Below are 23,570 nucleotides of genomic sequence, written 5' to 3' on the forward strand. Positions count from 1 at the left end.
CATTTCATATGAGGCACAGATGAAACTCAATATTGCACGCAGCCTTGCCATTTTCGGTGCCGTTGTCATCCTCGGACTGGTGACCTCCATCGGCTTGCAGAATTACGCGTTCAACATGCTTCGCGTGAACGGACTGATGTATAAGCAGATCATCTATGGCAAGGATCTCGTCGCCGATATTCTCCCGCCGCCGCTCTATGTCATCGAACCCTACATGCTCGCGCTCGAAGCCGTCGAGCAGCCGGCCTCGGCAACGGCCAATATCGAACGCATCCGAACGGTTCTGAAGCCGGCTTATGAAGACCGCCGCAAATATTGGTCAGAAACGCCGCTCAGCGCCGATCTCAAGCGCAAGCTTCTCGATGACGTTCTCGTCAGGGGCGACGCCTTCTGGCAAGTCATGGATGAGGAGGCGGTGCCTGCAATACTCAAGGGCGACAAGGCCGCCGTCGAACCGGCGCTCCTCAAGCTTGCGACGAATTTTCATGTTCACGAAAAGGCCGTGAACGAACTCGTGGCGATGGCGAACGCCTTCCAGGCGGATGCCGAAAAGCAGGCTGCCGAACAGACGGAACTGCTCTCCGCCGTTACGCTGTCCGCCGCCGCGCTTTCCTTCGTGCGGGCTCTACATGTTCCGCAGGCGCGCGATCGTGCCGCTATCGGCGATGCGCGACTACATGGCGGTCCTCGCGAGCGGCGACTATTCCCGCGAAGTTCCCTATGTCAGACGATCCGACGAAATCGGAGAAATGGCGCGCGCAGTCACGGTCTTTCGCGAATCGGCGGAAGAACGGAACGCCATCCGCGCGCACCAGGACGAGGAACGGCAGGCACAGATGCGCCGCGATGCAGAACTCGACGCATCGAAGAGCGTGGAGAATGCCACGCGCCAGCGCGTCATCGAAAGCCTGAGCGCCGGCCTGGAGCGTCTTTCACGCGGCGACCTGACCGTGCGTCTCGACGAGCAGTTCGCCAACACTTATGAGAAGCTTCGCGAGACCTTCAATACCAGCATCATCATTCTTTCCGATGCCATGAAGGACATCTATGCCGCCACGAATACGGTCGGCGACAGTTCGCGCGAAATCGCACTCAGCACCACTGATCTGGCACAGCGTACCGAGAGTCAGGCTGCCTCACTCGAACAGGCGGCTTCGGCGCTGGATCAGATCACGGTTACGGTGAAAAACTCCTCGGAGCGGGCCCAGGAAGCCAATGCGATGATGTTGGCCACGAAGGAGAGTGCCGCGCATTCCGCCGAGATCGTTCGCGAAGCGGTTACCGCCATGGAGAAGATCGAGGAATCAGCGGTCAGGATCGGCGATATTATCAACGCCATCGATGAGATCGCCTTTCAGACCAATCTTTTGGCGCTCAACGCGGGCGTCGAGGCAGCACGCGCCGGAGACGCAGGGAAAGGCTTTGCCGTCGTAGCTCAGGAAGTCCGCGAGCTTGCCGGCCGCTCCGCCAATCTCGCCAAGGAGATCAAGCTTCTCGTCGAGACGTCGTCGCGGCAGGTCTCCGCGGGCGTGGCACTTGTCAACCGCACCGGCGAGGCACTCGGCGATATCGACCGCCAGGTGCTGCAGGTGACGGCGCTGACCGAAGCGATCGTGCGCTCGTCTTCAGAACAGTCGGTCGCGCTCGTCGAGGTCAACGCTGCCGTCAACCGTATGGATCAGGTGACACAGCAGAATGCGGCGATGGCCGAGGAGACAAACGCCGCCTGCCAGGAGCTCGGCAACGAGGCGTCCCATCTCGGGCGCATGCTCTCCCGCTTCGCACTGGAGGAAAGGCGCCCGTCCCGCGCGGCAGCCTGATGCTGCCTGCCGTTCAGGCGGCCTTGGCGATCGCGTCGAAGGCGAGAAGCTTCTCGAGAAGCCGCGGCATGTCCTTGAGATAGACCATGTTCGGCCCGTCGCAGGGCGCGTTATCCGGATCCTGATGGGTTTCGATAAAGATGCCGGCAACGCCGACGGCAACGGCTGCACGCGCCAGCGTTTCCACGAACTGCCGCTCTCCGCCGGAGGTTTCCCCCTGCCCGCCAGGCTGCTGGACTGAATGCGTGGCGTCGAAAATAACGGGGGCGCCGGTTGCTGCCATGATCGGCAGGGAACGCATGTCGGAGACCAGCGTATTGTAACCAAAGGAAGCGCCGCGCTCGCACAGCAAGATGTTCGGATTGCCGCTCTGGTTCAGCTTGCCGAGCACGTTCTTCATATCCCAAGGCGCCAGGAACTGGCCCTTCTTGACGTTGATAACGCGGCCGGTCTTTGCCGCAGCCACCAGGAGATCCGTCTGACGAGACAGGAAGGCCGGTATCTGCAGGATGTCGACGACCTTGCCCACTTCGGCGCATTGTTCTTCAGTGTGGATGTCGGTCAGAACCGGAATGCCGAGTTCCTTCTTGAGATCGGCAAAAACCTCCAGGCCCTTTTCAAGGCCGACGCCGCGTTTGCTCGACAAGGAAGAGCGGTTCGCCTTGTCGAAAGACGTCTTATAGACGAGCCCGATACCGAGCTTGGCGCACAGTTCCTTCAACGTGCCGGCAACCATGAACGCATGGTCGCGGCTTTCCATTTCGCAAGCGCCGGCAATCAGCGACAGGCGCCCGGCATTGGAGAAAGTGACCTTGCCGGCGCCTTCGCCGACCGTCACCACGGAGTTGGTAGTAGAGCTCATGATGTTTCCTCGAAAGCGAAGAGCACGCCCTGGCCGGGCGCGGGCTTCACCAGAATACGGTTGCCCTTGCGTGTGTAGGTCACCCCGTTAGCAGCCAAATGCGCTTCTGTCACGGCCAGATCGCCAACCGCAAAGAGGATTGCCCGGCCGCCCAGGCCGCGATCGATATCCGGCGTCGCCAGATCGAAATAGGCCTCCAGCCCCTGCGGGGTCATCAGGCTGATCTTTGCGTTTCCGGTAAGCACCTCCAGCCCGAAACTCGTATCGCCAGCAGAAGCGGCTTTTGCCGCCGAGCGAACGAAGTCGCCGAAGGCTGTCGGCTCGGGGGCTGCGAGAGCGATCTCGGCAATGCCTGTCACGCCATTGGCGTGGGTCTCCAGCACGTTGCGGTCGGCAGGAAGCGGGTTGATGCGCTCGACAGCGAAGAGAAAGAAATCCGGTGCCCGGAGGTCGGCAGCGAAGGCGAGCCGGAAGCCGGCAATGCTCTCAGTGCCATCCGGCATTTTCACAGGGCGTTCGAACTGCAGCACAGAACCGGCACTGATGCTGCCCTCCACGAATCGAGCATGTTCGTGCTTTGCATCCGCGGTGGCGAAGGCGATGGCGGACAGTCCCTCGCTGCCGCAGCGGAAGCGGAAAGCCTGATCGCGAGCCGTGAAGACATTGCCCTCACGTGCCGTCACCTCGCTCTCCTCGACGCTCGCGACACCGAGCGGCTCGATATAGGTTTTGTCGGCAAAGAAAACACAGGCATTCTCCGTGCCGAAGGGATGGCGGGCATCGGGCGCGACGGTAAAGCCCAGCTTGCCCAGCCTTTCGCGGGCAAGGTCGATATCGGTAACCGGCAAAACGAGATGATCGATCGGAAGCGTGTCTTGGCTCATCGGTTCTTCTCCCAGCAGTGACAAGGAGATGTGCTTCAGCAGGTCTCGTGAAACAAGGCCAGACAGGCCTAAGGGCGATAAAAATCAAATTCTCGACAGATTGAACAGAAGTTTTACGAAAATTTAGCTACTTGCGGAACACATATGGAACATATAGTGTCCGTTCTGGATTTGTTTCAAGACTGGGGAGACGCCATGCTCACGCGCAAACAACAGGAACTCCTTCTTTTCATTCATGAAAGGATGAAGGAGTCAGGCGTTCCACCGTCTTTCGACGAGATGAAGGACGCACTGGATCTGGCCTCGAAATCCGGTATTCACCGGCTGATCACGGCGCTCGAAGAACGCGGCTTCATTCGCCGGCTTCCGAACCGGGCGCGCGCGCTCGAAGTCATCAAACTGCCGGAAGCCTACAGCCCGAGCCTGCAGCCTCGGCGCGGCTTTTCACCGAGCGTCATCGAGGGCAGCCTCGGCAAGCCCCAGCCCGTGGCGCCTCCTGCCTCGGCGAAGCCAGCACCCGCTGCCGATAACGGCAATGCGGTCTCCGTTCCCGTCATGGGCCGCATCGCCGCCGGTGTTCCGATCTCGGCAATCCAGAACAATACGCATGACATCACCGTTCCCGCCGATATGCTTGGCTCCGGTGAACATTATGCGCTGGAAGTTCGCGGCGACTCGATGATCGAAGCCGGCATCTTCGATGGCGACACGGTCATCATCCGCAATGGCAGCACAGCCAATCCGGGTGATATCGTCGTCGCGCTCGTCGATGACGAGGAAGCAACGCTCAAGCGTTTCCGCCGCAAGGGCGCATCGATTGCGCTCGAGGCAGCAAACCCTGCTTACGAGACCCGCATCTTTCCGCCGGATCGCGTCAAGGTCCAGGGCAAGCTCGTCGGCCTCATTCGCCGCTATCACTGACCGGTGACAGATTGGCGTCTGCGAATGTGTTACTGCGCCAATCATAGGCGCGGTGGCGCATCCAGGGTCGCCCCAATGTGTCGAATGCGGTTGCGACCTCAATTCCCTTATCGGTGAATCGAAGTTCGACAGAACCTGTCTTGCGCAGCGTCTCGCCGGTAAAGAGCAGCGCGCCGGAACGACAGCGGTCGAAGCGCAATCGGACAGGGGTCACCACAATATCAGCCGTATCGCAGGCTGGTCCGAGATAGGCAGCATTGTCGATGACGGTCAGTTTCTTTCCATTGACGAGCAAAGTGGTGCACCAGGCGCCCTTCAGGCAGGAGAAGCGTGACGGCGGGCTAATGGCGACTGCCTGTCTCATTGCCTCTCTGGCTTCATTCTGTTGGTCGGGTGACAGTTGCAGTCTTTGACCATCAGGCGCAGTGGGCGCCTTGGCAGCTTGAAGCATAACTGGCTTCTGATGCTCTTCGACGGCAAGGGCCCTCTGCCATTGTTCGAAGATGAAGGCGGGCGGCTTTTCACGGTTCGAAGCCATCGCCTCTCCATCGACTATAGCGACCAGGCTGCCATCTTCGGAGATAGCGATATCGGGCATCGCCTCCGATGGAAGAAGGACAACAGCGAGCGTCGAGACCGCGACAATTGCCGTTCCCATGTGCCGCAGCCGGGTTCTGAGCAGGGTCAGCAGCAGAAATCCGAAAACGGCGGTCGGGAAATACCAGCCGGGCAAGCGGCCTACATCTATGTTGCCGCCCCACCCCGCTACTGCCTTTGCGATGGTGATCACCAGATCAAGCCCGAAGCCTGCCACCGGCCATAGCCAGCCGTCCAGACCAAACGGCATCAGCAGCATTGCCAGCATCCCGGCCGGCATGACGATGAAGGTGATGACCGGCATGGCCGCGAGATTTGCCGGCAGGCCATAGGCAGTCAGCCGGTGGAAATGCTCGATCGAAAACAGCGCCGTCGAGAAACCACCGATCAGCGACGTCAGGAAAACGCCACCGAAGAAGCCACCAACCATGAAGAAGGGCTTCATGATCGGCAGCTTGGCAAAGGCATTCTCCCGCATCGGCCGCCCCTTCCAGAGGTCGTAGCCGGCGACCAGTGCAAGCGTTGCGGCAAAGGACATCTGGAAACTCGGCCCTAGCCCCTCCGATGGCGAGACCGCGAGGATCACGAGAGTGGATAGCGCCACGTTTCTGAGACTGATCGACGGCCGGTCGAAGAAGACCGCAACCAGCATAATCGCCATCATGATGAAGGCGCGTTCGGCGGAGACGGCAAAACCCGAGATCAGATAGTAGGCCGTCACCGCAGCAAGCGCACCGGCCGCCGCGATCTTCTTGGTTGGCCACGCCTGGGCAATGCCGGGAAAAAGACTGAGAATGACGCGCAGCCCGACAAAGAAGATGCCAGCGGAAAGCGCCATGTTGAGGCCGGAGATCGCGATGATATGCGCAAGGCCGGACTGCCGCAGCGCCTCCGTCGTTTCATCCGAGATCGCCCGTCTCTCGTCCGTGACGAGGGAGGCGGCAAAAGCCCCGGTGTCGCCGGGTAGTGTGGAGCGAATCCGATCGCCGATGCCGCTTCTCAGGCGGTAGAGCGACTCCAGAATTGCCTCACCGACCGAGTTCGATCGCTCCGGCTGTTCCGCAACCCTCTTGGGTACTCCATAGAAGAAGCCGTTGGCACCGATGCCGTCAAAATAGGCGCTGAAGGCAAAATCATTGAGGTGGGAGAGCGCCGGCCCCGCCGGAGGCGTGAGACGTGCCCTGCCCTCGATGACGTCGCCGAGTTCGAACGGCTGGGCGGCTCCGCGGACCAGCACGGAGATGCGTTCGGGCGGACGCTTGATCTCAGGAGCATCCGTACCGGTGACGTCAAGAATATAACGCCAGCGCCCTTGGCCATCGCCTTCTCGGCGTTCGATCCGGCCGGTCACCGTTGTCGTTACGGCTGAATCGAGGATCAGGGTCTTTGCCCGCCATGTTTCGATCTGCGCGGAGAGCATTCCACCGGCAAAAAGAAGTAGAGCAAGCAGCGTCGCCTGCAGTTTCGTCCGGGCATAACCGCAGAGCGCAACGGCAATAAGGAGAACAAGCAGGCAGAGACCGAGCGACACGGCCGGAAAGTCCGAGGCCGCCAGAAACCAGGTCGCGGCACCTGCACCAAGGAAGACCGGAGAGAAGAGGATGAGGCGACCGTGGCCGGCCTCTTCGGTGGCCATACGCATCGACGACCCGACGTATCGTTTCGCAACAGTCACCAATCGCCATCGAAATGGGATCGCAACCTGGGTCCGAGCCGATTGCGTCACAATGGCGCGCGGGGCAATGCCAGCAAAATCCATCTTTTCATCAATGGATTGCTCTTGTCGTTCTCTTGTCTCTATCCCCGCCATGATCGCCTGGACCCGCCCCCGGATACCGGCAGAATGCAACCTGAAATCAAAACGAGCAAACAATAATCGATTGAAATAAGAGGAAAATTCGCGGGAGCAAAAAATCCAGTCAAATCATGGTGTTCTGATATGCATTTAGCTCATCGCTGCACTGCCTAAAAGATGATGCCGCGATGCACAAAATGGCATCACGGTAACTTGGCATTAGCTTCGCGATCATATAGCTATCGCTTAGGACGCTTAACCCTTATGGCGCTTTTGCGGCGCCACCGCCACCCCGGAGGATCAGCATGACGGATCAAAGCGCTACAATCAAAATCGGTGACAAATCAGTCGATCTCGCCGTGCGAAAAGGCACGGTTGGACCCGACGTCATCGACATCGGTGCCCTCTACAAGAACACGGCTTCCTTCACCTACGATCCCGGGTTTACGTCGACTGCATCCTGTGAATCGAAGATCACCTATATCGACGGCGACGAAGGCGTTCTGCTGCATCGCGGCTACCCGATCGAGCAGCTTGCCGAGCATGGCGACTTCCTGGAAGCCTGCTACCTGCTGCTCTACGGCGAATTGCCGACCGCCGCCCAGAAGAAGGACTTCGACTATCGCGTCACGCACCACACCATGGTGCATGAACAGATGAGCCGCTTCTTCACCGGCTTCCGTCGCGACGCCCATCCGATGGCCGTCATGTGCGGCTGCGTCGGCGCGCTTTCGGCCTTCTATCACGACTCCACCGATATCACCGATCCGCACCAGCGCATGGTCGCCAGCCTGCGCATGATCGCCAAGATGCCGACGCTCGCAGCGATGGCCTATAAGTACCATATCGGCCAGCCCTTCGTTTACCCGAAGAATGATCTGGATTACGCGTCCAACTTCCTGCGCATGTGCTTTGCCGTTCCCTGCGAGGAATATGTCGTCAATCCGGTGCTCGCACGCGCCATGGACCGTATCTTCATCCTCCATGCCGATCACGAGCAGAATGCCTCGACCTCGACGGTCCGTCTCGCAGGCTCCTCGGGTGCGAACCCGTTCGCCTGCATCGCCGCCGGCATCGCCTGCCTCTGGGGGCCCGCTCACGGCGGCGCCAACGAAGCAGCCCTCAACATGCTGACGGAAATCGGCACTGTCGATCGCATTCCGGAATATATCGCCCGCGCCAAAGACAAGAACGATCCGTTCCGCCTGATGGGCTTTGGTCACCGCGTCTACAAGAACTACGATCCGCGCGCCAAGATCATGCAGAAGACCACGCATGAAGTTCTCGGCGAACTCGGCATCAAGGACGATCCGCTTCTCGAAGTCGCGATGGAGCTGGAGCGCATCGCTCTGACCGACTCATACTTCATAGAGAAGAAGCTCTACCCGAACATCGACTTCTACTCCGGCATCACGCTGAAGGCCCTGGGCTTCCCCACGACCATGTTCACCGTGCTCTTCGCTCTGGCTCGTACCGTCGGCTGGATCGCACAGTGGAACGAAATGATCGAGGATCCGGAACAGCGCATCGGCCGTCCGCGCCAGCTCTATATCGGCGAACCTAAGCGCGACTACGTACCGGTTTCCAAGCGCTGAGCGCTGACTTCGAAGCAAAAAGAAAACCCGGTCAGGAATGGCCGGGTTTTTTGTTGGTTAGAACATCGAGCAATATCTGTGCTGCATGCTCTCCAGGCGGCTTTTCTGTCTGCATGCGCTGCCAGATGAGCTCGTAGCCTTCCTTCATCGCCTTGAGCTGGTAGGTGTCGGCTGACAGCCTCTCCATCCAGCGCGCGAGGCTTGCGCCGCGAACGATATCGTTCAGATATTCCGGCACGACCGCGTAGTCGGCGATCAGATTGGGCAGTGCGCCGCTCCAGGTCTTGATGTCTGACGTCAGCATGCGCATGATCCAGTCGACCTTGTAAGCGGAAACGACGGGTACATCAGCCAGCGCCAGTTCCAGGATCACCGTGCCGGACGCTGCCATGGCCGCATCGGCTTCGGCGAAGGCCTTCCATTTCGCTTTGGCACCCACAACGATTTCCGGCTTTATCTTCCATCCCGCCGTCATTTCGCGCACAAACGCTTCCTTGTGCGGCACAGTCGGCAGCATGAAGCGTATCGGTCCATTGCGGGCGACGAACTCATTGGCGGCGGCTTCGAAATAAGGCAGAAGCTTCTTGATCTCGGAGGAGCGCGAGCCGGGAAGAAGCAGGATCGCACCGTTGCCGGGCTGCCGGCCAGCGCGCAGGCGCCGGGTCTCCAGGAGCGCTGCGTCCGCAACCAGACGGTGACCCACATAGGTTGTCGCCGGCCCGTTGAGACGCTGCATCACCGCCGGCTCGAAAGGAAGTACGGCCAGCACATGGTCAACATAGGCGAGCATGCGCTGGGCGCGATATTCCTTCCAGGCCCAGACACTGGGACAGACATAGTTGACGACTGGGAGGTCCGGCAGCGCCTTGCGCACGCGCTTGGCGACGCGATGGGTGAAGTCCGGGCTGTCGATGATGAGCAGGATATCGGGTTTCGCCGCGATGATCGCCGCTACCGTCTGCCGGATGAGAGACCAGAGCTTCGGCAGCTTCGCCAGCACCTGGGTGATGCCCATGATGGAAAGCTCGGAGAAATCGAAGAGCGATTTCAATCCCTGGCTCTGCAACCCCTCACCGCCGACGCCGACGAGTTCGATCGGCCCGGAATGGATCCTCTTTAGCGCGGCAATGAGATCGGCACCTAAGAGATCGCCAGAGACTTCGCCGGCTATGACGGCAATCTTCAGCGGTCTGTCGCTCATTGAAGCCCCCATCCCGGCAAGCCCTTGTCGATACCGCAGACAAAAAGACCGTTTTCGTCTGCCACTTTAATGAGTGCGTCGCGATCAAGCACCAGCGCCCGGCCGGCTTCGATGGCCACTCCTGCAAGCCCGGCGGCTTTGGCGTTGAGCACGGTGGACACACCAATCGCCGGCAGGTCGGCGCGAATATCCTGCTGCGGCTTACTGAGCTTGACCAGCACACCGCGCCGGCGCGGCGATATGCGGCCTGCTGCTCTGAGGTTCGCCACGCGGTCAAGCATGCCGTCCGTGCCCTCAACGCCCTCAACAGCGACGACGCGTCCGCCGATCGATACAGCGCCCTGCCCGATATCCAGACTGCCAAGCACATCCGCCGCCTTGCCTGCGCGCTCTATGTCACGACGATCCTCTTCATTGGGCGAAACAGCGCCCAGCGGACCTGCGGTTGCCAGCAGATCCGGTGCAATCTCATGGGCGCCGACAACACGCAGACCTCGCCCTTCTATCAGCTTGATGACCATCTTCAGAACGGTGTCGTCGCCCCCGGAAAGCAGCGTACGGATGGCGGCGGGTACCTTGGTCAGAATACGCAGCGTCGGCCGCACCTCGCGCCATTCCGGTCGCCGACGGACGCTGCCCGACATGACGACACGGCTCACTCCATACCGCTTGAAAAGCCGATCGAGCGAAGCGAAATCACCGATACCGATCGTGGCGTGGTCGAAACCGTCCCAACGACGGTCGCCCTCATCCTTCAGTATAACGATAACTGGATTTTCGCCGGCCGAACGTGCAGCTTCGGCGACATAGGACGGCAGAAGGCCGCCACCAGCAATGATCGCCAGCCGGCCTTCAGCGGTGTCGCCGTCGGAAGCCACAGATCAGCCCTTCTGTCCCCGGCTCGGCGAAGACAGCGCGCGATCGCTTTCGGCCGCGATGAAATCGAGGATCTCGATCACCTGCTCGCAATCGGCATATTCGTCGCGAATTTGGGCGGCATTCTCGCGGATCGAACCGGCACCCTCGAAGATCGACTTGTAGGCACGTCGAACGGTGTGAATGACAGCACGATCAACGCCGGCGCGCGTCATGCCGACGACGTTGAGACCGCTCAGAATGCCGGGATTGCCGTTCAGCATACCATAGGGAATCACATCGTAGCTGACGGCCGAGAGGCCGCCGACAAAGGCATATTTGCCGACCCGGGTGAACTGGTGCACTGCGGCGCCGCCGCTGATGATCGCGTGATCGCCAACGAAAACATGGCCAGCCAGCATGACATTGTTCGACATGATGACATGGTTGCCGACCCGGCAATCATGGGCGACATGCGAGTAGGCCAGGAAAAGGCTGTTGTCGCCAATCACCGTCGAACCGCCATGTTCGACGGTGCCGGTGTTCATCGTAACGCCCTCGCGAATCGTGCAGTTGCGGCCGATGATCAGCGACGTATCGACGGCGCTGTGACGGGCGCTTTGAGAGTCGCCACCGATGACTGCCGAAGGAAATATACGCGTACCGGCGCCGACGGTCGTCATGCCGAGAACAACCACATGGCTGATCAGTTCGACATTATCGTGAAGCGTGACCTTGGGGCCAACATGGCAAAATGGGCCGACCACCACGCCTTCGCCGATCGTGGCGCCATCCTCGACCACGGCCATCGGATGGATTCTGGCGCTTTCGGCGATCATACTCATGCGTTGTCCTTACGTACGATCATCGCGCCGATATCGGCCTCGGCGACGAGTGCACCGTCGACCTTTGCGTCGCAATGGAATTTCCAGATATTGCCGCGCTGCTTGATTTTCTGCACGTGATATTCAACGCGGTCGCCCGGCACGACCGGCTTGCGGAAGCGGGCATTGTCGATCGTCATGAAGTAGACGAGGTTGCCGGTCTGGCCTTCCTTCTTGGCGCAGATCGCGCCTGCCGTCTGTGCCATGCCTTCGACGAGCAATACACCCGGCATGATCGGTGCTTCCGGGAAGTGGCCGGTAAAATGCGGCTCGTTGACCGTTACATTCTTGATGCCCACGGCGGCATTGTCGCCATCGATATTGACGATCTTGTCGACCATCAAGAACGGATAGCGGTGCGGCAGCAGCTTCATGATTTCCATGATGTCTGCCGAAGAAAGCGTGGCGGCTGTTGCTTCAGTCATTCTTGCCTCCCTTTTTTCCGCGAGCCCCTGATTTTGTCATGAGCTGTGCAACATATTTCAGATAGTCATTTAGAGGACGTGCAGGTATTCCGCCATAGCGGCCGCCCGCGGCAAGATCGGTCATGACACCACTTTTTGCAGCGATCTGCGCGCCATCGCCAATGGTGATATGTCCCTTGAGGCCAACCTGCCCACCGATCTGCACGCCATCGCCGATGATGGTGCTGCCGGCCATGCCGACCTGCGAAACGACGGCGCAATGGCGACCGATACGGACGTTGTGGCCGATCTGCACCTGATTGTCGATCTTGGTTCCCTCGCCGATGACAGTGTCGTCCATGGCACCGCGATCGATCGTGGTGTTGGCGCCGATCTCCACGTTGTCCTGAATGATCACCCGGCCGATCTGCACGATCTTGATCATCCCGCGCGGACCGGGCGCGTAACCGAAGCCATCCTGACCGATACGAGCGCCGTTATGAATGATGACGCCATTGCCGAGGAGTGCACACAGAATGCTCACACCAGTTGCGATGGAGCAATTGCGGCCGATTTTGACATTGGGACCGATGATCGTCTGAGCGCCGATGCGCGTGCCTTCGCCGATCTCCGCGCCAGGGCCGATAATCGCCATCGGCTCGACAATCACGCCCTTCTCAAGCCGGGCGGTCGGATCAATGATAGCGCTCGGCGCGATCTCCGTCTCACCGGATGAAAACGTCACCGGCTTGAGCGCTGCGGGATAGAGAAATCCACCGGCCATCGCGAAGGCAGCATGCGGATTGGAGGAAATCACCACAGGAATATGCGGCGGCACCAGCTGAGCCAGTGCCTTGTCGCAAATCACGGCTGAAGCCTCGCAGGTCAGGAACTCGTCACGGTTACGGCGGGAGAGGATATAACAGATATCTCCCGCCTGCGCCCTGGCTATAGGAGAGACAGAGCGGATAATGACATCGCCATGATCGGAATTGCCAAGCTCTGCCCCAAGAAATTGCGCTAACTCAGCAAGTCTCACGCCTTCATGGGGCAGAAAAAAAGTATTTTGCTCCATCGGCAAAACTCCAGAACGGAATTGAAATTTACAGTTCCGGACTGCCGATATCAGAATTGGTTGTTAATGCCAAACTTGAAGCGCTGAGTCTTGTCGAAGTCTTCCTTCACGACCGGGATCGCGTAGTCGACGCGGAGCGCACCGAAGGGCGACTGCCAGATCAGACCGACACCCACCGAAGCACGCAGCGAGGAACCGTCACCTTCTGCAGTATCCGAACCGAGAAGCTCGACATCGTTGCCGAACAGCGTGCCGGCATCTGCGAAGACCGCGCCGCGCAGGTTGAAGTCACGCGGGAAGCCCGGCATCGGGAATGTCGCTTCGGCAGAAGCGGTAAAGTAAGTCGTACCACCGAGCGGATCGTCCGGGTTGGTGATGCGCGGGCCGATACCCTTGTTCTCGAAGCCGCGAATATCGGAATTGGTCAGCGTGAACTGGTCGAAGACGTTCAGGTGATCACCGAAGCCGACAACATAACCAGCTGAAGCCGAGAGCGAACCGATGATATCGGCATCGTCAGCGAGCAGATGGTAGTAACGGGCCTTACCGTAGATCTTGTAATACTGGGAGTCGCCGCCGAGGCCGGCGATTTCCTGCGTCGCAGTAGCGTAGATACCTTCACGCGGCAAGACGGTATCGTCGAGCGTATTGTAGGTCAGCGTCTGCGATATGGAGGACCGCGTCCACGGGCTCTCGTTGACCAGGTTTTGATAGGTAGCAGACAAATCGGCCAGACTGCTTCCGCTGGAATCGTACTTCATCTGTTTGTAATTATAGCGGAACGTCGTTGCCAGATCTTCAGTGATCGGCGCCGTTACGCGCAGAACACCGCTGGTTTCCTCGTAATCGTAGTTGTCGTTGCTCGACGTCTCGCTGTGATTGACGTCAAAACCGGCGGCAAGGCGATAGCCGAGGAAGTAGGGCTCGGTGAAGTTAAGACCGTAAGCGCGCGAGCCTTCCTGACCACCACCAGCCGAAATGCGGATATACTGGCCGCGGCCGAGGAAGTTCTTTTCTTCGATCGAAGCTTCGAGCAACAGGCCGTCACCGCCGGCCGCATAACCGGCACCGATACCGAACGAACCGGTCGACTGATCCTGCACATCGACAACGATGACGACGCGATCAGGCGAACTGCCCGGCTGGGTCGAAATGTTGACTGAGGAGAAGTAGCCGAGCGCCTCAAGACGGCGCTTCGCGCGGGTGATCATCTGTTGATTGAAGGCGTCGCCTTCGCTGAGATCGAACTCGCGGCGAATAACGTAATCGCGCGTGCGGCTGTTGCCGCGGATTTCGATACGCTCGACATAGGCGCGCTCGCCCTGGTCGACGAGGTATTCGACGCCGATCGTATTGTTGTTCAGGTCGCGGTTGCCGCGCGGCGTGACGCGCGCGAAGGGATAACCGGCCGAAGCAACCTGATCCGAAATCGCCTCGATGGACTTCTGGACTTCCTTGGCGTTGTAGACCTGGCCTTCGCGGGTCCTGACCAGCCCCTGTAGCTGCTGGGCATCAACACCTTCAACGGTCGACTGAACGCTGACCGCGCCGAAATCATAACGCGGGCCTTCTTCGATGTTGAAGGTCAGCGTGTACTTGTTCGTCGCTTCGTCGAAAGCGGCATCGGAAGAAACGATGCGCATGTCGGCATAACCGCGATTGTAATAGAACTGGCGCAGCGCGTCTTCATCAGCGTGCAGCTTGTCTTCGTTGTAGACGTCCTTGCGGGTCAGGAACGAGAGAAAGTTCGAACGCTTGGTCTGGATGACTGCGGCGAGACGTCCGGCACTGTAGGCCTGGTTGCCAACGAAATTGATGGCGTCGATCTTGGTGCGGTCGCCTTCATTGATGACGAAAGCGAGGTTGACACGGCCTTCGCCGAGCGGAACAACCTGCGTGGTCACTTCGACTTCGCTGCGGCCGGTAGCGGCATAGGCTTCCTTGATCGCCGCGATATCGGACTGGATCTGCGCATCGCTATAAGGACCAGCGGCATGCGTCTTGACGACAGCTGCCAGCTTGTCGTCCTTGACCTTGCGGTTGCCGTTGAAGACGACCTGGTTGACGAGCTGCGCTTCCTGAACATTGACGACGAGGGTGCTGCCGGAAACCGAAATCTTGACGTCGGAGAAGTAACCGGTGCCGTAAAGCTGCTTTACGGAGTCGTCGATATCGGTGTTGGAGAAGCTCTTGCCGGGAGTAATGGTGATGTTCGACCGGACGGCCTCAGCACCGACGCGGCTTGCACCGTGTACATCGATCCGCTGAATGACGGCAGCTTCCGCAGCCGTAGCCGAAACGAAAGTCAAAGCACCTGCGCCAGAAGCAACAACACTAGCAGACAGCGCAATCGCCGATACTGCGTTCAAAAACCTTGAACCAGCCTTCATTTCACCCATTACCTTTTTTCCCTCGTCTCCGGCCCCAGGGGACCCCCCGATTCCGGCCACGTGTGTCGTTTTACCCGCTTTTGACATACAAGCAAGGGAGCTCGTTAATTTCTGTTTACTTCATTTCGAAGCGTGACCCATTCGCCACTACAGCTTTGAAACATCGTAAATAAACAGTAATTTTCCCTATCTTTTTACGCGCTAGCCGATGAGCGCGCTAATGTCATTCCAGGTGGCAAAAACCATTAATGTAAGCACCATGGCCAAGCCAATGCGAAACGCAATTTCCTGAGCCGAAGAACCCAGCGGCCTTCCCCTAACCGCTTCCACCGCATAGAACATCAGGTGGCCGCCATCAAGTACCGGAACCGGCATCAAATTCAGCAATCCAATCGAAACTGACAAAACCGCAGCAAGCTGCAGCAACGCGCCTATTCCAAGCGTAGCCATCTGGCCCGAAGCTTGCGCCACGCGGATCGGCCCACCCAATTGGTCGGCTTTCATCGATCCATTGAGCAAATTGCCGATATATTTGAAGGTGCCGGTCACGATGTGCCACGTCTGCGTCACACCTTCATTCAGCGCCTGAAGCGGCGTATAGGTCTGCAGACGGAAGTGGCCAACCTCTTCGTTCGTGACGATCCCGATCAGGCCAACCTCGATCTTGTTGCCGAACTGGTCGGTGATATCGGTGCGCTGCGGCACCATCGGCAGGTCCATCTTCTCGCCGTTGCGCTCGATGGTCACGACGATGTTCTGGTTCGGACGGATGCTGACATAACGCCGCACGTCGTCGAAGGTCTGAACCTTGGTGCCATCGATTGAGACGAGCAGGTCGCCCGGCAGGACGCCGGCTGCCGCAGCAGCGCTATCCGCCTTCACTTCGGCGACGACGGGATCGGACACTGTACGGCCGTAGACCGCGAAAAGGACCGTGAAGATGGCAATAGCAAGGATGAAATTGGCGATCGGGCCGGCTGCAACGGTTGCGGCGCGCTTCCAAAGCTTTGCACCGGCGAAGGAACGTTCGCGCTCCTCATCCGTCATCGCGGCGAGCCTGTCCGTATCCGGCTTGCTGGACGCATCCTCATCGCCGAAGAAGCGAACATAGCCGCCGAGCGGGATCGCCGATATCTTCCAGCGCGTTCCGTGGCGATCGGTGAAACCGACAATCTCCGGGCCAAAGCCGACGGAGAAGGCGAGGATACGGATGCCGCTCCAGCGCCCGACGAGATAGTGGCCCATCTCATGCACGAAGACGAGCAGCGACAGGACGATGACGAAGGGGACGATATAGCCCGTCAAAAAACCGAATATGCCGGTCACCGCTTCCATGACTTCCTTCTTCTATCTGGCCGTAATGATCAAAGGCCGAACAATGCCGCACCGAGCGACGGCGTTCCGCCGCCCTTTATCAGCGAAAAAAGGCCAGCAAGCAAGAACGCTGAAAAACAGGCAAAAATCAGTCCATCGACACGATCCATGACGCCGCCATGCCCCGGAATGAGACGGCTGGAGTCCTTCACGCCGAATTTTCGCTTGATGAAGCTTTCGAAAAGATCGCCTGACTGGCTGAAGACGGACAGGACGAGCGCGATCACCGCGGCACGATCCAGGGCTTCCGGAATCAAAAAATGGACAATGACGGCTCCGGCGATGACGGCTGAAATGGCGCCACCGACTGCGCCCGACCAGGTCTTGCCGGGCGATATGCGCGGAGCAAGCTTTGGACCGCCAAGCGCGCGCCCAACGAAATAGGCGAGAATATCGGTCGCCCAGACCACGGCGAAGATGAAGAGCATCGCGTAGAGGCCAAGCGTTTCATCGCCGCGGATCGCCGCAAGCGCCAATCCGGTGCCGCCGGCATATAAAAGCCCCGGAGCGAACCAGCGGCTGGCACGATGCAGGAAGATCATGGCAATGCCGACCGCAGTCAGGGCAATCAGCATTCCGAACGCATATTCGAACGCACCCGCCAGAACGAGCAGGGCAACCAGCACCTCGCCCACCCAGCCGAGCACGTTGGTCACCGGGTCGCGCACGATCCCTGTGATCGTCGACCATTCGTAATAGATCAGAAGCGCGATCGCCGCCGCCACGGCGCGGAAGATAAAGCCGCCATACCACGTGGCGGCAAGAACGATGATTGCGAGAATCAGGCCTGAAACAATGCGGAGCTTCAGTTCCTGCTTCATCAGGTGTTCACTGCAGCAGCCTGCGCGGAAAGACCGCCGAAGCGGCGATCGCGCGAGGCAAACTTCTCGAGTGCCGACAGGAAAAGCTCGCGGCTGAAATCCGGCCAGTATTCCGGCAGGAAGACAAATTCCGAATAGGCGGCCTGCCACAACAGGAAATTGGACAGCCGCTCTTCACCGCTGGTGCGGATGATGAGATCAGGGTCGGGGATGCCGGCTGTATCGAGCCGGGCGTCGATCAGCGCAGGGGTGATATCCTGCGATCTGAGGCGCCCCTCCTCCACATCCTTGGCGAGGCTCATCATGGCGCGGGCGATCTCATCGCGAGAACCATAGTTGAAGGCGATGACGAGTGTCAGCGCCGTATTGGCCTTGGTCGTCTCCTCGGCTTCCAGCAGAAGCTTGAGGATATCGCTGCGCAAGTTGACGCGGTCGCCGATCACCCTGATGCGCACATTCTGCCGATGAAGCTCGGCCAGGTCACTGCGGATGAAGGCCTTCAGCAGGCCGAGAAGGTCAGTGACCTCAGCCTCCGGGCGACGCCAGTTCTCCGAGGAGAAGGCAAAGAGCGTCAGGTATTTGATGCCAAGATCGCCGGCAGTGCGCACGGTCTGGCGAACGGTCTCGACCGCCCTGCGGTGTCCCATCGTCCGCGGCAGGCCGCGCTGCTTTGCCCAACGACCGTTGCCATCCATGATGATGGCAACATGTTCTGGCGCAGTCAAAAATGAGGTTTCCGACATTTTCCGTCCGGTCTTTCTTGGCAAGGACGCAAGTATACTAGACCTGCATGATTTCCTTTTCTTTCTCGCCAAGCAAGCGGTCGATTTCCAAAATCGTCTCGTCCGTCATTTTCTGAACGCGTTCCGACTGTGCCCGACTTTCGTCCTGGCCGATTACGCCATCCTTTTCGGCTTTCTTAAGGCCGTCCATGCCGTCTCGGCGAACATGGCGAATCGCAACCTTGCTCTTTTCGGCATAGTCATGAGCGACCTTGACGAGAGACTTGCGGCGCTCTTCGTTGAGTTCCGGCAGCGGAATGCGAAGGTTCTGGCCGTCGACGATCGGGTTCAGGCCGAGATTCGATTCGCGAATCGAACGATCCACGGCGCCGACCATGCTCTTGTCCCAGACGGATACCGTCAACATGCGCGGCTCCGGAACAGTGATGTTGGCGACCTGGTTCAGCGGCATGCGCGAACCATAGGCTTCAACCGTCACCGGGTCGAGAATGTTGGCCGAAGCGCGGCCCGTACGCAGCGATGCAATGTCGCTCTTGAACGCGGAAATGGCACCATCCATGCGGCGCTTCAGTTCCTTGATATCGATACCTTCACTCATGTCTATGCTCCCGTATCAGAAGATTTGCGCCGGCAACCGCGCAGCTCCCTATCAGTTGTCGGATACGATGGTCTTGAGACCACCACCCGTCAAGATTTCAGCGAAACGTCCCTTCTCGTGGATCGAGAAAACAACGATCGGAATGGAATTCTCGCGTGCGAGCGCAACAGCGGCGACGTCCATAACGGCGAGGCCCCGGTCGAGAACCTCCTTGTGGGTCAGATGGTCGAAACGCGTCGCCTCCGGATCTTTCTTCGGATCGGCGGTATAGATGCCGTCTACCTGTGTACCCTTGAAGATCGCCTGGGCACCCATTTCGGCAGCGCGCAGCGCTGCAGCAGAATCGGTGGTGAAGAAGGGATTGCCGGTTCCGCCGGCAAAGATCACCACCCTGCCGAGCGACAGGTGATACAGCGTGGCGCGCTGAGAGAAACTTTCGCAGATTTCCGGCATGGAAATGGCCGACAGAACCACCGTGTCAATGTTGAGCTTGCGCAGCGAGGTCGCGAGTGCGAGCGCATTGATGACGGTGCCGAGCATACCCATGTGGTCGCCGGTGACGCGGTCGCCGCCCTTGGACGCAACCGCCACGCCGCGGAAAATGTTACCGCCGCCAATGACGACGCCGACCTCGACGCCCATCTGCCGTGCATCGGCAATGTCGGACGCGATGCGGTCCGCCACCGCAACGTCGATCCCGAAGCCTTGGCTTCCCATCATGGCTTCCCCGGAAGCCTTGAGTAGAACACGTTTATAGATTGGTTCCGACGTCATGTTGGCTCCTCGTATATTGCCGCAATTGCCCGATACACGAAGGGCACCGCGTTGTCACGCGATGCCCTTCGGTTTTCCCAAATACGGCAGCAAGATCAGCCCTTGGCGACAGCGGCGACTTCGGCTGCAAAGTCAGTTTCTTCCTTCTCGACACCTTCGCCGAGGAGCAGACGAGCCATACCGACGACTTCGATCGGGGCGCCGGCTTCCTTTTCGGCTGCTTTGATCGCAGCGCCGACCGTCAGGTCCGGGTTGATAACGAAAGACTGCGAGAGAAGAGCCACTTCCTCGAAGAACTTGCGCATGCGGCCTTCGACCATCTTCTCGATGATGGCTTCCGGCTTGCCGGATTCGCGGGACTGCTCGATGAAGACGTTGCGTTCGCGCTCGGCGACTGCGGCATCGACTTCTTCGGCGCGGATCGCCAGCGGGTTGGTAGCAGCAATATGCATGGCAACCTGGCGGCCGATCGACGTCAGAACGGCCTTGTCGCCGACCGACTTCAGAGCAACGAGAACGCCGAGCTTGCCGATGCCGTCGCCGGCAGCGTTGTGGATGTAGGTCGCGACAACGCCGTGCTCGACTTCCAGCTTGGCCGCACGACGAAGCGTCATGTTCTCGCCGATGGTCGCGATTGCTTCCTTGACGGTGTCGGCGACCGGCTTGCCGGATGCCGGATAGGTCGCAGCCGAAATGGCTTCAACCGTACCGTCCGTGGACAGCGCAACTTCGGCGATGCCGCGTGCGAGATCCTGGAAGGCATCGTTACGGGCAACGAAGTCGGTTTCGGAATTGAGTTCGATGACAACGGCCTTGTGACCGGCGCCGGCGATGGCGACCAGACCTTCAGCAGCGGCGCGGCCCGACTTCTTGTCGGCCTTGGAGATGCCCTTGGCGCGCAGCCAGTCGATCGCGGCTTCGATGTCGCCGTTGGTCTCGGTCAGCGCCTTCTTGCAGTCCATCATGCCTGCGCCGGACTTTTCGCGCAGTTCCTTCACCAGTGCAGCCGTAATCTCGGTCATAAGTTTCCTCTTGTCGGTTCAAGCGGTGCCCGCAGTTTGCGGCGCGGCACCGGATTGAGGCACGAAATGTACCTGTATGTATGACAGCGTTATGAAGACGCGTCACAACAGAATTCATTGAGGCAAAAGCAGTCACAGCTTCCGCCTGAAAAGGGCAAGGCCGCCGAACTTCAAAGAGTCGCGAGCGGCCTTTCCCAATCTTTGCAAGCTTTGACGGAGCTTTGCTCCGCCTGCTTTTATCAGGCTTCGGTCGCCTCATCGAGCGCCGGCTCGAACGGAGCTTCCGCAGAAGCGCCGAGGTCGCGGCCCGATCCGCTCTGCTGACGGGCAATACCGTCGATGGCAGCGCGGGCGATCAGGTCGCAGTAGAGAGCGATGGCGCGCGAAGCGTCGTCGTTGCCCGGGATCGGATAGTCGATCAGGTCCGGATCGCAGTTCGAGTCGATGATGGCGACGACCGGGATGCCGAGGCGCTTGGCTTCGTCGATCGCGATCTTTTCCTTGTTGGTGTCGATGATGAACATCAGGTCCGGCGTGCCGCCCATGTCCTTGATACCGCCAAGGGCCTTATCGAGCTTTTCGCGCTCGCGCTCGAGGGTCAGGCGCTCCTTCTTGGAGTAGCCAGACTGCTCGGACGACAGGATTTCGTCGAGCTTGCGCAGGCGCTGGATCGAGTTGGAGATCGTCTTCCAGTTCGTCATCATGCCGCCGAGCCAACGCGAGTTGACGTAGTACTGGGCAGAACGCTTGGCCGAGTCAGCGATCAGCTCGGAAGCCTGACGCTTGGTGCCGACGAAGAGAACGCGGCCGCCACGAGCAACGGTGTCGGACACGACCTGCAGGGCGCGCGACAGCAGCGGAACGGTCTGGGCCAGGTCGATGATGTGGATGTTGTTGCGATCGCCGAAAATGTACGGCTTCATCTTCGGGTTCCAGCGGTGAGTCTGGTGACCGAAGTGGACGCCGGCTTCCAGAAGCTGGCGCATAGAAAAATCAGGCAATGCCATGCCTTGTTACTCCTTTTCCGGTTGAACCTCCGCAAGGCGAACAGCATCCTCTTCGAAGATGCCACCGGGCGGAAAAGCCGGATTTCTCCCGGACGATCCCATGCCTTACGTGTGGAATGCGCGTGGCCTTACATTCGATTTCCTGCAAAAGCAAGGCTTGCGCCAAAAAATCTGACGAGAACGGACGAATGAGCCGCGCCTGCAATATATACGCGTTGCCGGCTCAGCTTGCCAGCATGTTCAGCAGCGACAGCATCACGCCGGCGTCCGGGATCGGCAGCACGGCATCGATCTCGGCCGGCAACTGGCCGGCAATCGGCCCTTTGGTATCACCGGTCGCCATGCCGAGCGGCCCGCGAAAGCCGTGTTTGGTCCAGGCGAGCTCCTGCAGGCGGGCGCTCGTCAGCGCCTCGATCAGGCGTTCGGCCGTTTCGTCGACGACGATCAGCGGATGGGCCGAATAGACCGTCGGGCGCGGATAGAGGACGACGGGCTTGGCGCCCGGCCCCGACTGGATGCGGCTCCATCGGTCGGCATCGGCGAGCGCCCATTCGACGAGTTGATTCTCATAACCGACAATCATCGGTTCGCCACCGAGGCCGCCTGCCAGATACTGGTCAAACAGCTTGCCTGACGATGGCGACTTGAAACCCATATTGCGGAAGATCGACTGCACCTTGCCGCCGTATTGGGCGAGATCGTCTGATGTCGCGACATTGCCGCTGAAGAGGCTGAGCGCGAGGCCCGAGAACATGAAGCCCGAATTCGACCGGTTCGGATCGGTGGAGACGATGCGCGCCCGGCCGTAGAGTGCATTGACGCCAAGTTTCGACCAATCCGTCCCGGCAAGGATGGCATCAAGCAGCGCCTTCAGGTCGAGCTGGTGATGGCCGTTGATTACCGTCACGAGGCCCGATTTGATCAGCCCGTCCACGACCGGCTGCCACGTGTAGACGACGACAGGCGTGTTCAGCATGACCCTGTCATCGCGGATCTTCACGCCGCTCTGACGGGCGATATCCACCATGATGGAGGAGGACGGCCAAAGAAATTGCGGGTTCTGCGAAAGCAAGGCCCGCTCGCGCACCATTTCGACCGAGCCGGCGACGCGACTGTCGATCGAAAGGCCGTAGCCCTTGATAGCGTCAACGACATCGGGATCGGCAAGGAAAGCCTCCTTTTCGCCGCCGATGAAGCCGAACAGCTTTGTGCGCGTACCCAGCAGGCCCTGCAGTTCCGGCCTGTCGCGGACGGCGAAATAGCCGCCCGTGCCGGCAATACCGGTGGCGAGCAGTCCAACTCCAAAGGCGCGGCGGGAAAGGGCCATCAGCGTCCGAGATCCTCTTTGAGCGATGCCTGGATGAGGCGCAGGTCGGTATCGAGCGTGCCAAGCTCAGCATCGACAAGGCTGTCGGCATAATGAACGAAGGCATCCTCGAGCTTCACCAGCACGGCGCGGACATCCTCCAACTGCTTGACGTCAGGCGCGCGTTTCGCCTCGATTGCCGCAAAGCCCTCGGCAACTTCGGCCGCACGCGGCAGATAGTAGCTGAGGAAACGGCGTACGGAATTGGCACTTTCCGGCCTCGCCTCCACCTCGCGGAAGACATCGGCGGCGATTTCCGCCAGGTGGCGTACGCGCGCCGCCGTCTGCTTGTCGGTAATATCGTCCGCGGCCGTCTCCAGCCTTTGTGCGGCGGGCACAGCCCCTTCCAGCAATTCTCTCGCGAAGGCAACGCGACCGCGGCCGATCACCTTGATATCGAGACCTTCGAAAAGCCTGCGTGGCGCCAGCAGGAAAACGAGGCCGGCAAAAACTAGGAGGCCGATGACAGCGGCAATCCAGAACGGCATGCCGGCAGCAAAAGTCAGAATGGGGACGAGAATGGCCGTCACCACTCCCGCCACGATCCAGTTGCCATCATTGCCGAGCCAGTTACCCATGCCG

The 23,570-nt window shown here is 59.6% G+C and carries 20 protein-coding genes and 1 pseudogene; 3 read left to right on the forward strand and 18 right to left on the reverse strand.

Annotated elements, in window-relative coordinates; genetic code table 11:
- The first annotated feature begins 19 nt into the window (after positions 1-19).
- Positions 20-1,820 (forward strand): annotated as a pseudogene (locus AB4Z13_RS15150) (methyl-accepting chemotaxis protein).
- A 13-nt stretch (positions 1,821-1,833) separates the two neighbouring features.
- Here AB4Z13_RS15150 and kdsA read toward each other — a convergent pair.
- Positions 1,834-2,682, reverse strand: coding sequence for a 3-deoxy-8-phosphooctulonate synthase (kdsA, locus tag AB4Z13_RS15155; protein ID WP_439014884.1), 849 nt, complete (start codon positions 2,680-2,682; stop codon positions 1,834-1,836).
- Entirely contained in the window at positions 2,679-3,566 is an 888-nt protein-coding gene (locus AB4Z13_RS15160; RefSeq protein WP_439014883.1) for a VOC family protein, read from the reverse strand. The genes kdsA and AB4Z13_RS15160 overlap by 4 nt, the downstream gene beginning before the upstream one ends.
- A gap of 195 nt (positions 3,567-3,761) precedes the next feature.
- Here AB4Z13_RS15160 and lexA point away from each other — a divergent pair, with 195 nt between their 5' ends.
- Positions 3,762-4,487, forward strand: a complete 726-nt coding sequence (lexA, locus tag AB4Z13_RS15165; RefSeq protein WP_007822432.1) for a transcriptional repressor LexA — start codon at positions 3,762-3,764, stop codon at positions 4,485-4,487.
- On the opposite strand, the gene AB4Z13_RS15170 is transcribed toward lexA, so the two are convergent.
- Positions 4,468-6,843, reverse strand: coding sequence for a ComEC/Rec2 family competence protein (locus AB4Z13_RS15170; RefSeq protein WP_442206256.1), 2,376 nt, complete (start codon positions 6,841-6,843; stop codon positions 4,468-4,470). The two genes, lexA and AB4Z13_RS15170, sit on opposite strands and share 20 nt — an antisense overlap.
- A gap of 341 nt (positions 6,844-7,184) precedes the next feature.
- Between AB4Z13_RS15170 and gltA the strand changes: the two genes are divergently transcribed.
- Positions 7,185-8,474: a citrate synthase gene (gltA, locus tag AB4Z13_RS15175; RefSeq protein ID WP_007822430.1), complete on the forward strand. Its 1,290-nt coding sequence runs from the start codon at positions 7,185-7,187 to the stop codon at positions 8,472-8,474.
- A gap of 31 nt (positions 8,475-8,505) precedes the next feature.
- Here the strand turns inward: gltA and lpxB are convergent, their stop codons facing one another.
- The 15 genes from lpxB to AB4Z13_RS15250 form a co-directional block, all read right to left on the reverse strand.
- Positions 8,506-9,675 (reverse strand): lipid-A-disaccharide synthase, encoded by a 1,170-nt coding sequence (lpxB, locus tag AB4Z13_RS15180; RefSeq protein ID WP_439014881.1) that lies wholly within the window; start codon positions 9,673-9,675, stop codon positions 8,506-8,508.
- Positions 9,672-10,553 carry an LpxI family protein gene (locus AB4Z13_RS15185; protein WP_439014880.1) on the reverse strand — a complete coding sequence of 294 codons (882 nt, stop codon included), beginning with the start codon at positions 10,551-10,553 and terminating at the stop codon, positions 9,672-9,674. The genes lpxB and AB4Z13_RS15185 overlap by 4 nt, the downstream gene beginning before the upstream one ends.
- Positions 10,554-10,556: 3 nt before the next feature.
- Complete coding sequence (gene lpxA, locus AB4Z13_RS15190; RefSeq protein ID WP_162748012.1) at positions 10,557-11,375, reverse strand: acyl-ACP--UDP-N-acetylglucosamine O-acyltransferase; 819 nt, start codon at positions 11,373-11,375, stop codon at positions 10,557-10,559.
- On the reverse strand, positions 11,372-11,839 hold the full coding sequence (gene fabZ / locus AB4Z13_RS15195; protein WP_113322821.1) for a 3-hydroxyacyl-ACP dehydratase FabZ: 468 nt from the start codon (positions 11,837-11,839) through the stop codon (positions 11,372-11,374). Before fabZ ends, lpxA begins: the two co-directional genes overlap by 4 nt.
- Positions 11,832-12,893: a UDP-3-O-(3-hydroxymyristoyl)glucosamine N-acyltransferase gene (gene lpxD, locus AB4Z13_RS15200; RefSeq protein ID WP_439014879.1), complete on the reverse strand. Its 1,062-nt coding sequence runs from the start codon at positions 12,891-12,893 to the stop codon at positions 11,832-11,834. The genes fabZ and lpxD overlap by 8 nt, the downstream gene beginning before the upstream one ends.
- Positions 12,894-12,943: 50 nt before the next feature.
- Entirely contained in the window at positions 12,944-15,283 is a 2,340-nt protein-coding gene (gene bamA / locus AB4Z13_RS15205; RefSeq protein ID WP_439017199.1) for an outer membrane protein assembly factor BamA, read from the reverse strand.
- A gap of 201 nt (positions 15,284-15,484) precedes the next feature.
- A complete protein-coding gene (gene rseP, locus AB4Z13_RS15210; protein WP_439014878.1) occupies positions 15,485-16,618 on the reverse strand; it encodes an RIP metalloprotease RseP in 1,134 nt (377 codons plus the stop codon).
- Between the two features lie 29 nt (positions 16,619-16,647).
- A complete protein-coding gene (locus tag AB4Z13_RS15215) occupies positions 16,648-17,478 on the reverse strand; it encodes a phosphatidate cytidylyltransferase (RefSeq protein ID WP_439014877.1) in 831 nt (276 codons plus the stop codon).
- Positions 17,478-18,221, reverse strand: coding sequence for an isoprenyl transferase (locus AB4Z13_RS15220; RefSeq protein ID WP_029869054.1), 744 nt, complete (start codon positions 18,219-18,221; stop codon positions 17,478-17,480). The genes AB4Z13_RS15215 and AB4Z13_RS15220 overlap by 1 nt, the downstream gene beginning before the upstream one ends.
- A 37-nt stretch (positions 18,222-18,258) precedes the next feature.
- Positions 18,259-18,819, reverse strand: coding sequence for a ribosome recycling factor (gene frr, locus AB4Z13_RS15225; RefSeq protein WP_113322813.1), 561 nt, complete (start codon positions 18,817-18,819; stop codon positions 18,259-18,261).
- Between the two features lie 51 nt (positions 18,820-18,870).
- Positions 18,871-19,593, reverse strand: coding sequence for a UMP kinase (pyrH, locus tag AB4Z13_RS15230; RefSeq protein ID WP_007822401.1), 723 nt, complete (start codon positions 19,591-19,593; stop codon positions 18,871-18,873).
- Between the two features lie 95 nt (positions 19,594-19,688).
- Positions 19,689-20,615 (reverse strand): translation elongation factor Ts, encoded by a 927-nt coding sequence (gene tsf / locus AB4Z13_RS15235; RefSeq protein ID WP_113322811.1) that lies wholly within the window; start codon positions 20,613-20,615, stop codon positions 19,689-19,691.
- 239 nt (positions 20,616-20,854) lie between these two features.
- Positions 20,855-21,622 carry a 30S ribosomal protein S2 gene (gene rpsB / locus AB4Z13_RS15240; RefSeq protein WP_439014876.1) on the reverse strand — a complete coding sequence of 256 codons (768 nt, stop codon included), beginning with the start codon at positions 21,620-21,622 and terminating at the stop codon, positions 20,855-20,857.
- 223 nt (positions 21,623-21,845) lie between these two features.
- Positions 21,846-22,949: a hypothetical protein gene (locus tag AB4Z13_RS15245; RefSeq protein WP_439014875.1), complete on the reverse strand. Its 1,104-nt coding sequence runs from the start codon at positions 22,947-22,949 to the stop codon at positions 21,846-21,848.
- Positions 22,949-23,566, reverse strand: coding sequence for a 5-bromo-4-chloroindolyl phosphate hydrolysis family protein (locus tag AB4Z13_RS15250; RefSeq protein WP_439014874.1), 618 nt, complete (start codon positions 23,564-23,566; stop codon positions 22,949-22,951). The genes AB4Z13_RS15245 and AB4Z13_RS15250 overlap by 1 nt, the downstream gene beginning before the upstream one ends.
- Positions 23,567-23,570 lie beyond the last annotated feature (4 nt).

It is taken from the genome of Rhizobium sp. YAF28 (genome assembly GCF_052113285.1).
Lineage (GTDB): Bacteria > Pseudomonadota > Alphaproteobacteria > Rhizobiales > Rhizobiaceae > Rhizobium.

Excerpts from the sequence above, each read along its gene's own strand:
- rseP (WP_439014878.1), bottom strand. The coding sequence starts at position 16,618 with ATGGAAGCGGTGACCGGCATATTCGGTTTTTTGACGGGCTATATCGTC.
- AB4Z13_RS15215 (WP_439014877.1), bottom strand. The coding sequence starts at position 17,478 with ATGAAGCAGGAACTGAAGCTCCGCATTGTTTCAGGCCTGATTCTCGCA.
- AB4Z13_RS15250 (WP_439014874.1), bottom strand. The coding sequence starts at position 23,566 with ATGGGTAACTGGCTCGGCAATGATGGCAACTGGATCGTGGCGGGAGTG.
- AB4Z13_RS15160 (WP_439014883.1), bottom strand. The coding sequence starts at position 3,566 with ATGAGCCAAGACACGCTTCCGATCGATCATCTCGTTTTGCCGGTTACC.
- lexA (WP_007822432.1), top strand. The coding sequence starts at position 3,762 with ATGCTCACGCGCAAACAACAGGAACTCCTTCTTTTCATTCATGAAAGG.
- bamA (WP_439017199.1), bottom strand. The coding sequence starts at position 15,283 with ATGAAGGCTGGTTCAAGGTTTTTGAACGCAGTATCGGCGATTGCGCTG.
- lpxD (WP_439014879.1), bottom strand. The coding sequence starts at position 12,893 with ATGGAGCAAAATACTTTTTTTCTGCCCCATGAAGGCGTGAGACTTGCT.
- lpxA (WP_162748012.1), bottom strand. The coding sequence starts at position 11,375 with ATGAGTATGATCGCCGAAAGCGCCAGAATCCATCCGATGGCCGTGGTC.
- gltA (WP_007822430.1), top strand. The coding sequence starts at position 7,185 with ATGACGGATCAAAGCGCTACAATCAAAATCGGTGACAAATCAGTCGAT.
- fabZ (WP_113322821.1), bottom strand. The coding sequence starts at position 11,839 with ATGACTGAAGCAACAGCCGCCACGCTTTCTTCGGCAGACATCATGGAA.
- lpxB (WP_439014881.1), bottom strand. The coding sequence starts at position 9,675 with ATGAGCGACAGACCGCTGAAGATTGCCGTCATAGCCGGCGAAGTCTCT.
- AB4Z13_RS15245 (WP_439014875.1), bottom strand. The coding sequence starts at position 22,949 with ATGGCCCTTTCCCGCCGCGCCTTTGGAGTTGGACTGCTCGCCACCGGT.
- pyrH (WP_007822401.1), bottom strand. The coding sequence starts at position 19,593 with ATGACGTCGGAACCAATCTATAAACGTGTTCTACTCAAGGCTTCCGGG.
- tsf (WP_113322811.1), bottom strand. The coding sequence starts at position 20,615 with ATGACCGAGATTACGGCTGCACTGGTGAAGGAACTGCGCGAAAAGTCC.
- rpsB (WP_439014876.1), bottom strand. The coding sequence starts at position 21,622 with ATGGCATTGCCTGATTTTTCTATGCGCCAGCTTCTGGAAGCCGGCGTC.
- kdsA (WP_439014884.1), bottom strand. The coding sequence starts at position 2,682 with ATGAGCTCTACTACCAACTCCGTGGTGACGGTCGGCGAAGGCGCCGGC.
- frr (WP_113322813.1), bottom strand. The coding sequence starts at position 18,819 with ATGAGTGAAGGTATCGATATCAAGGAACTGAAGCGCCGCATGGATGGT.
- AB4Z13_RS15220 (WP_029869054.1), bottom strand. The coding sequence starts at position 18,221 with ATGTCGGAAACCTCATTTTTGACTGCGCCAGAACATGTTGCCATCATC.
- AB4Z13_RS15170 (WP_442206256.1), bottom strand. The coding sequence starts at position 6,843 with ATGGATTTTGCTGGCATTGCCCCGCGCGCCATTGTGACGCAATCGGCT.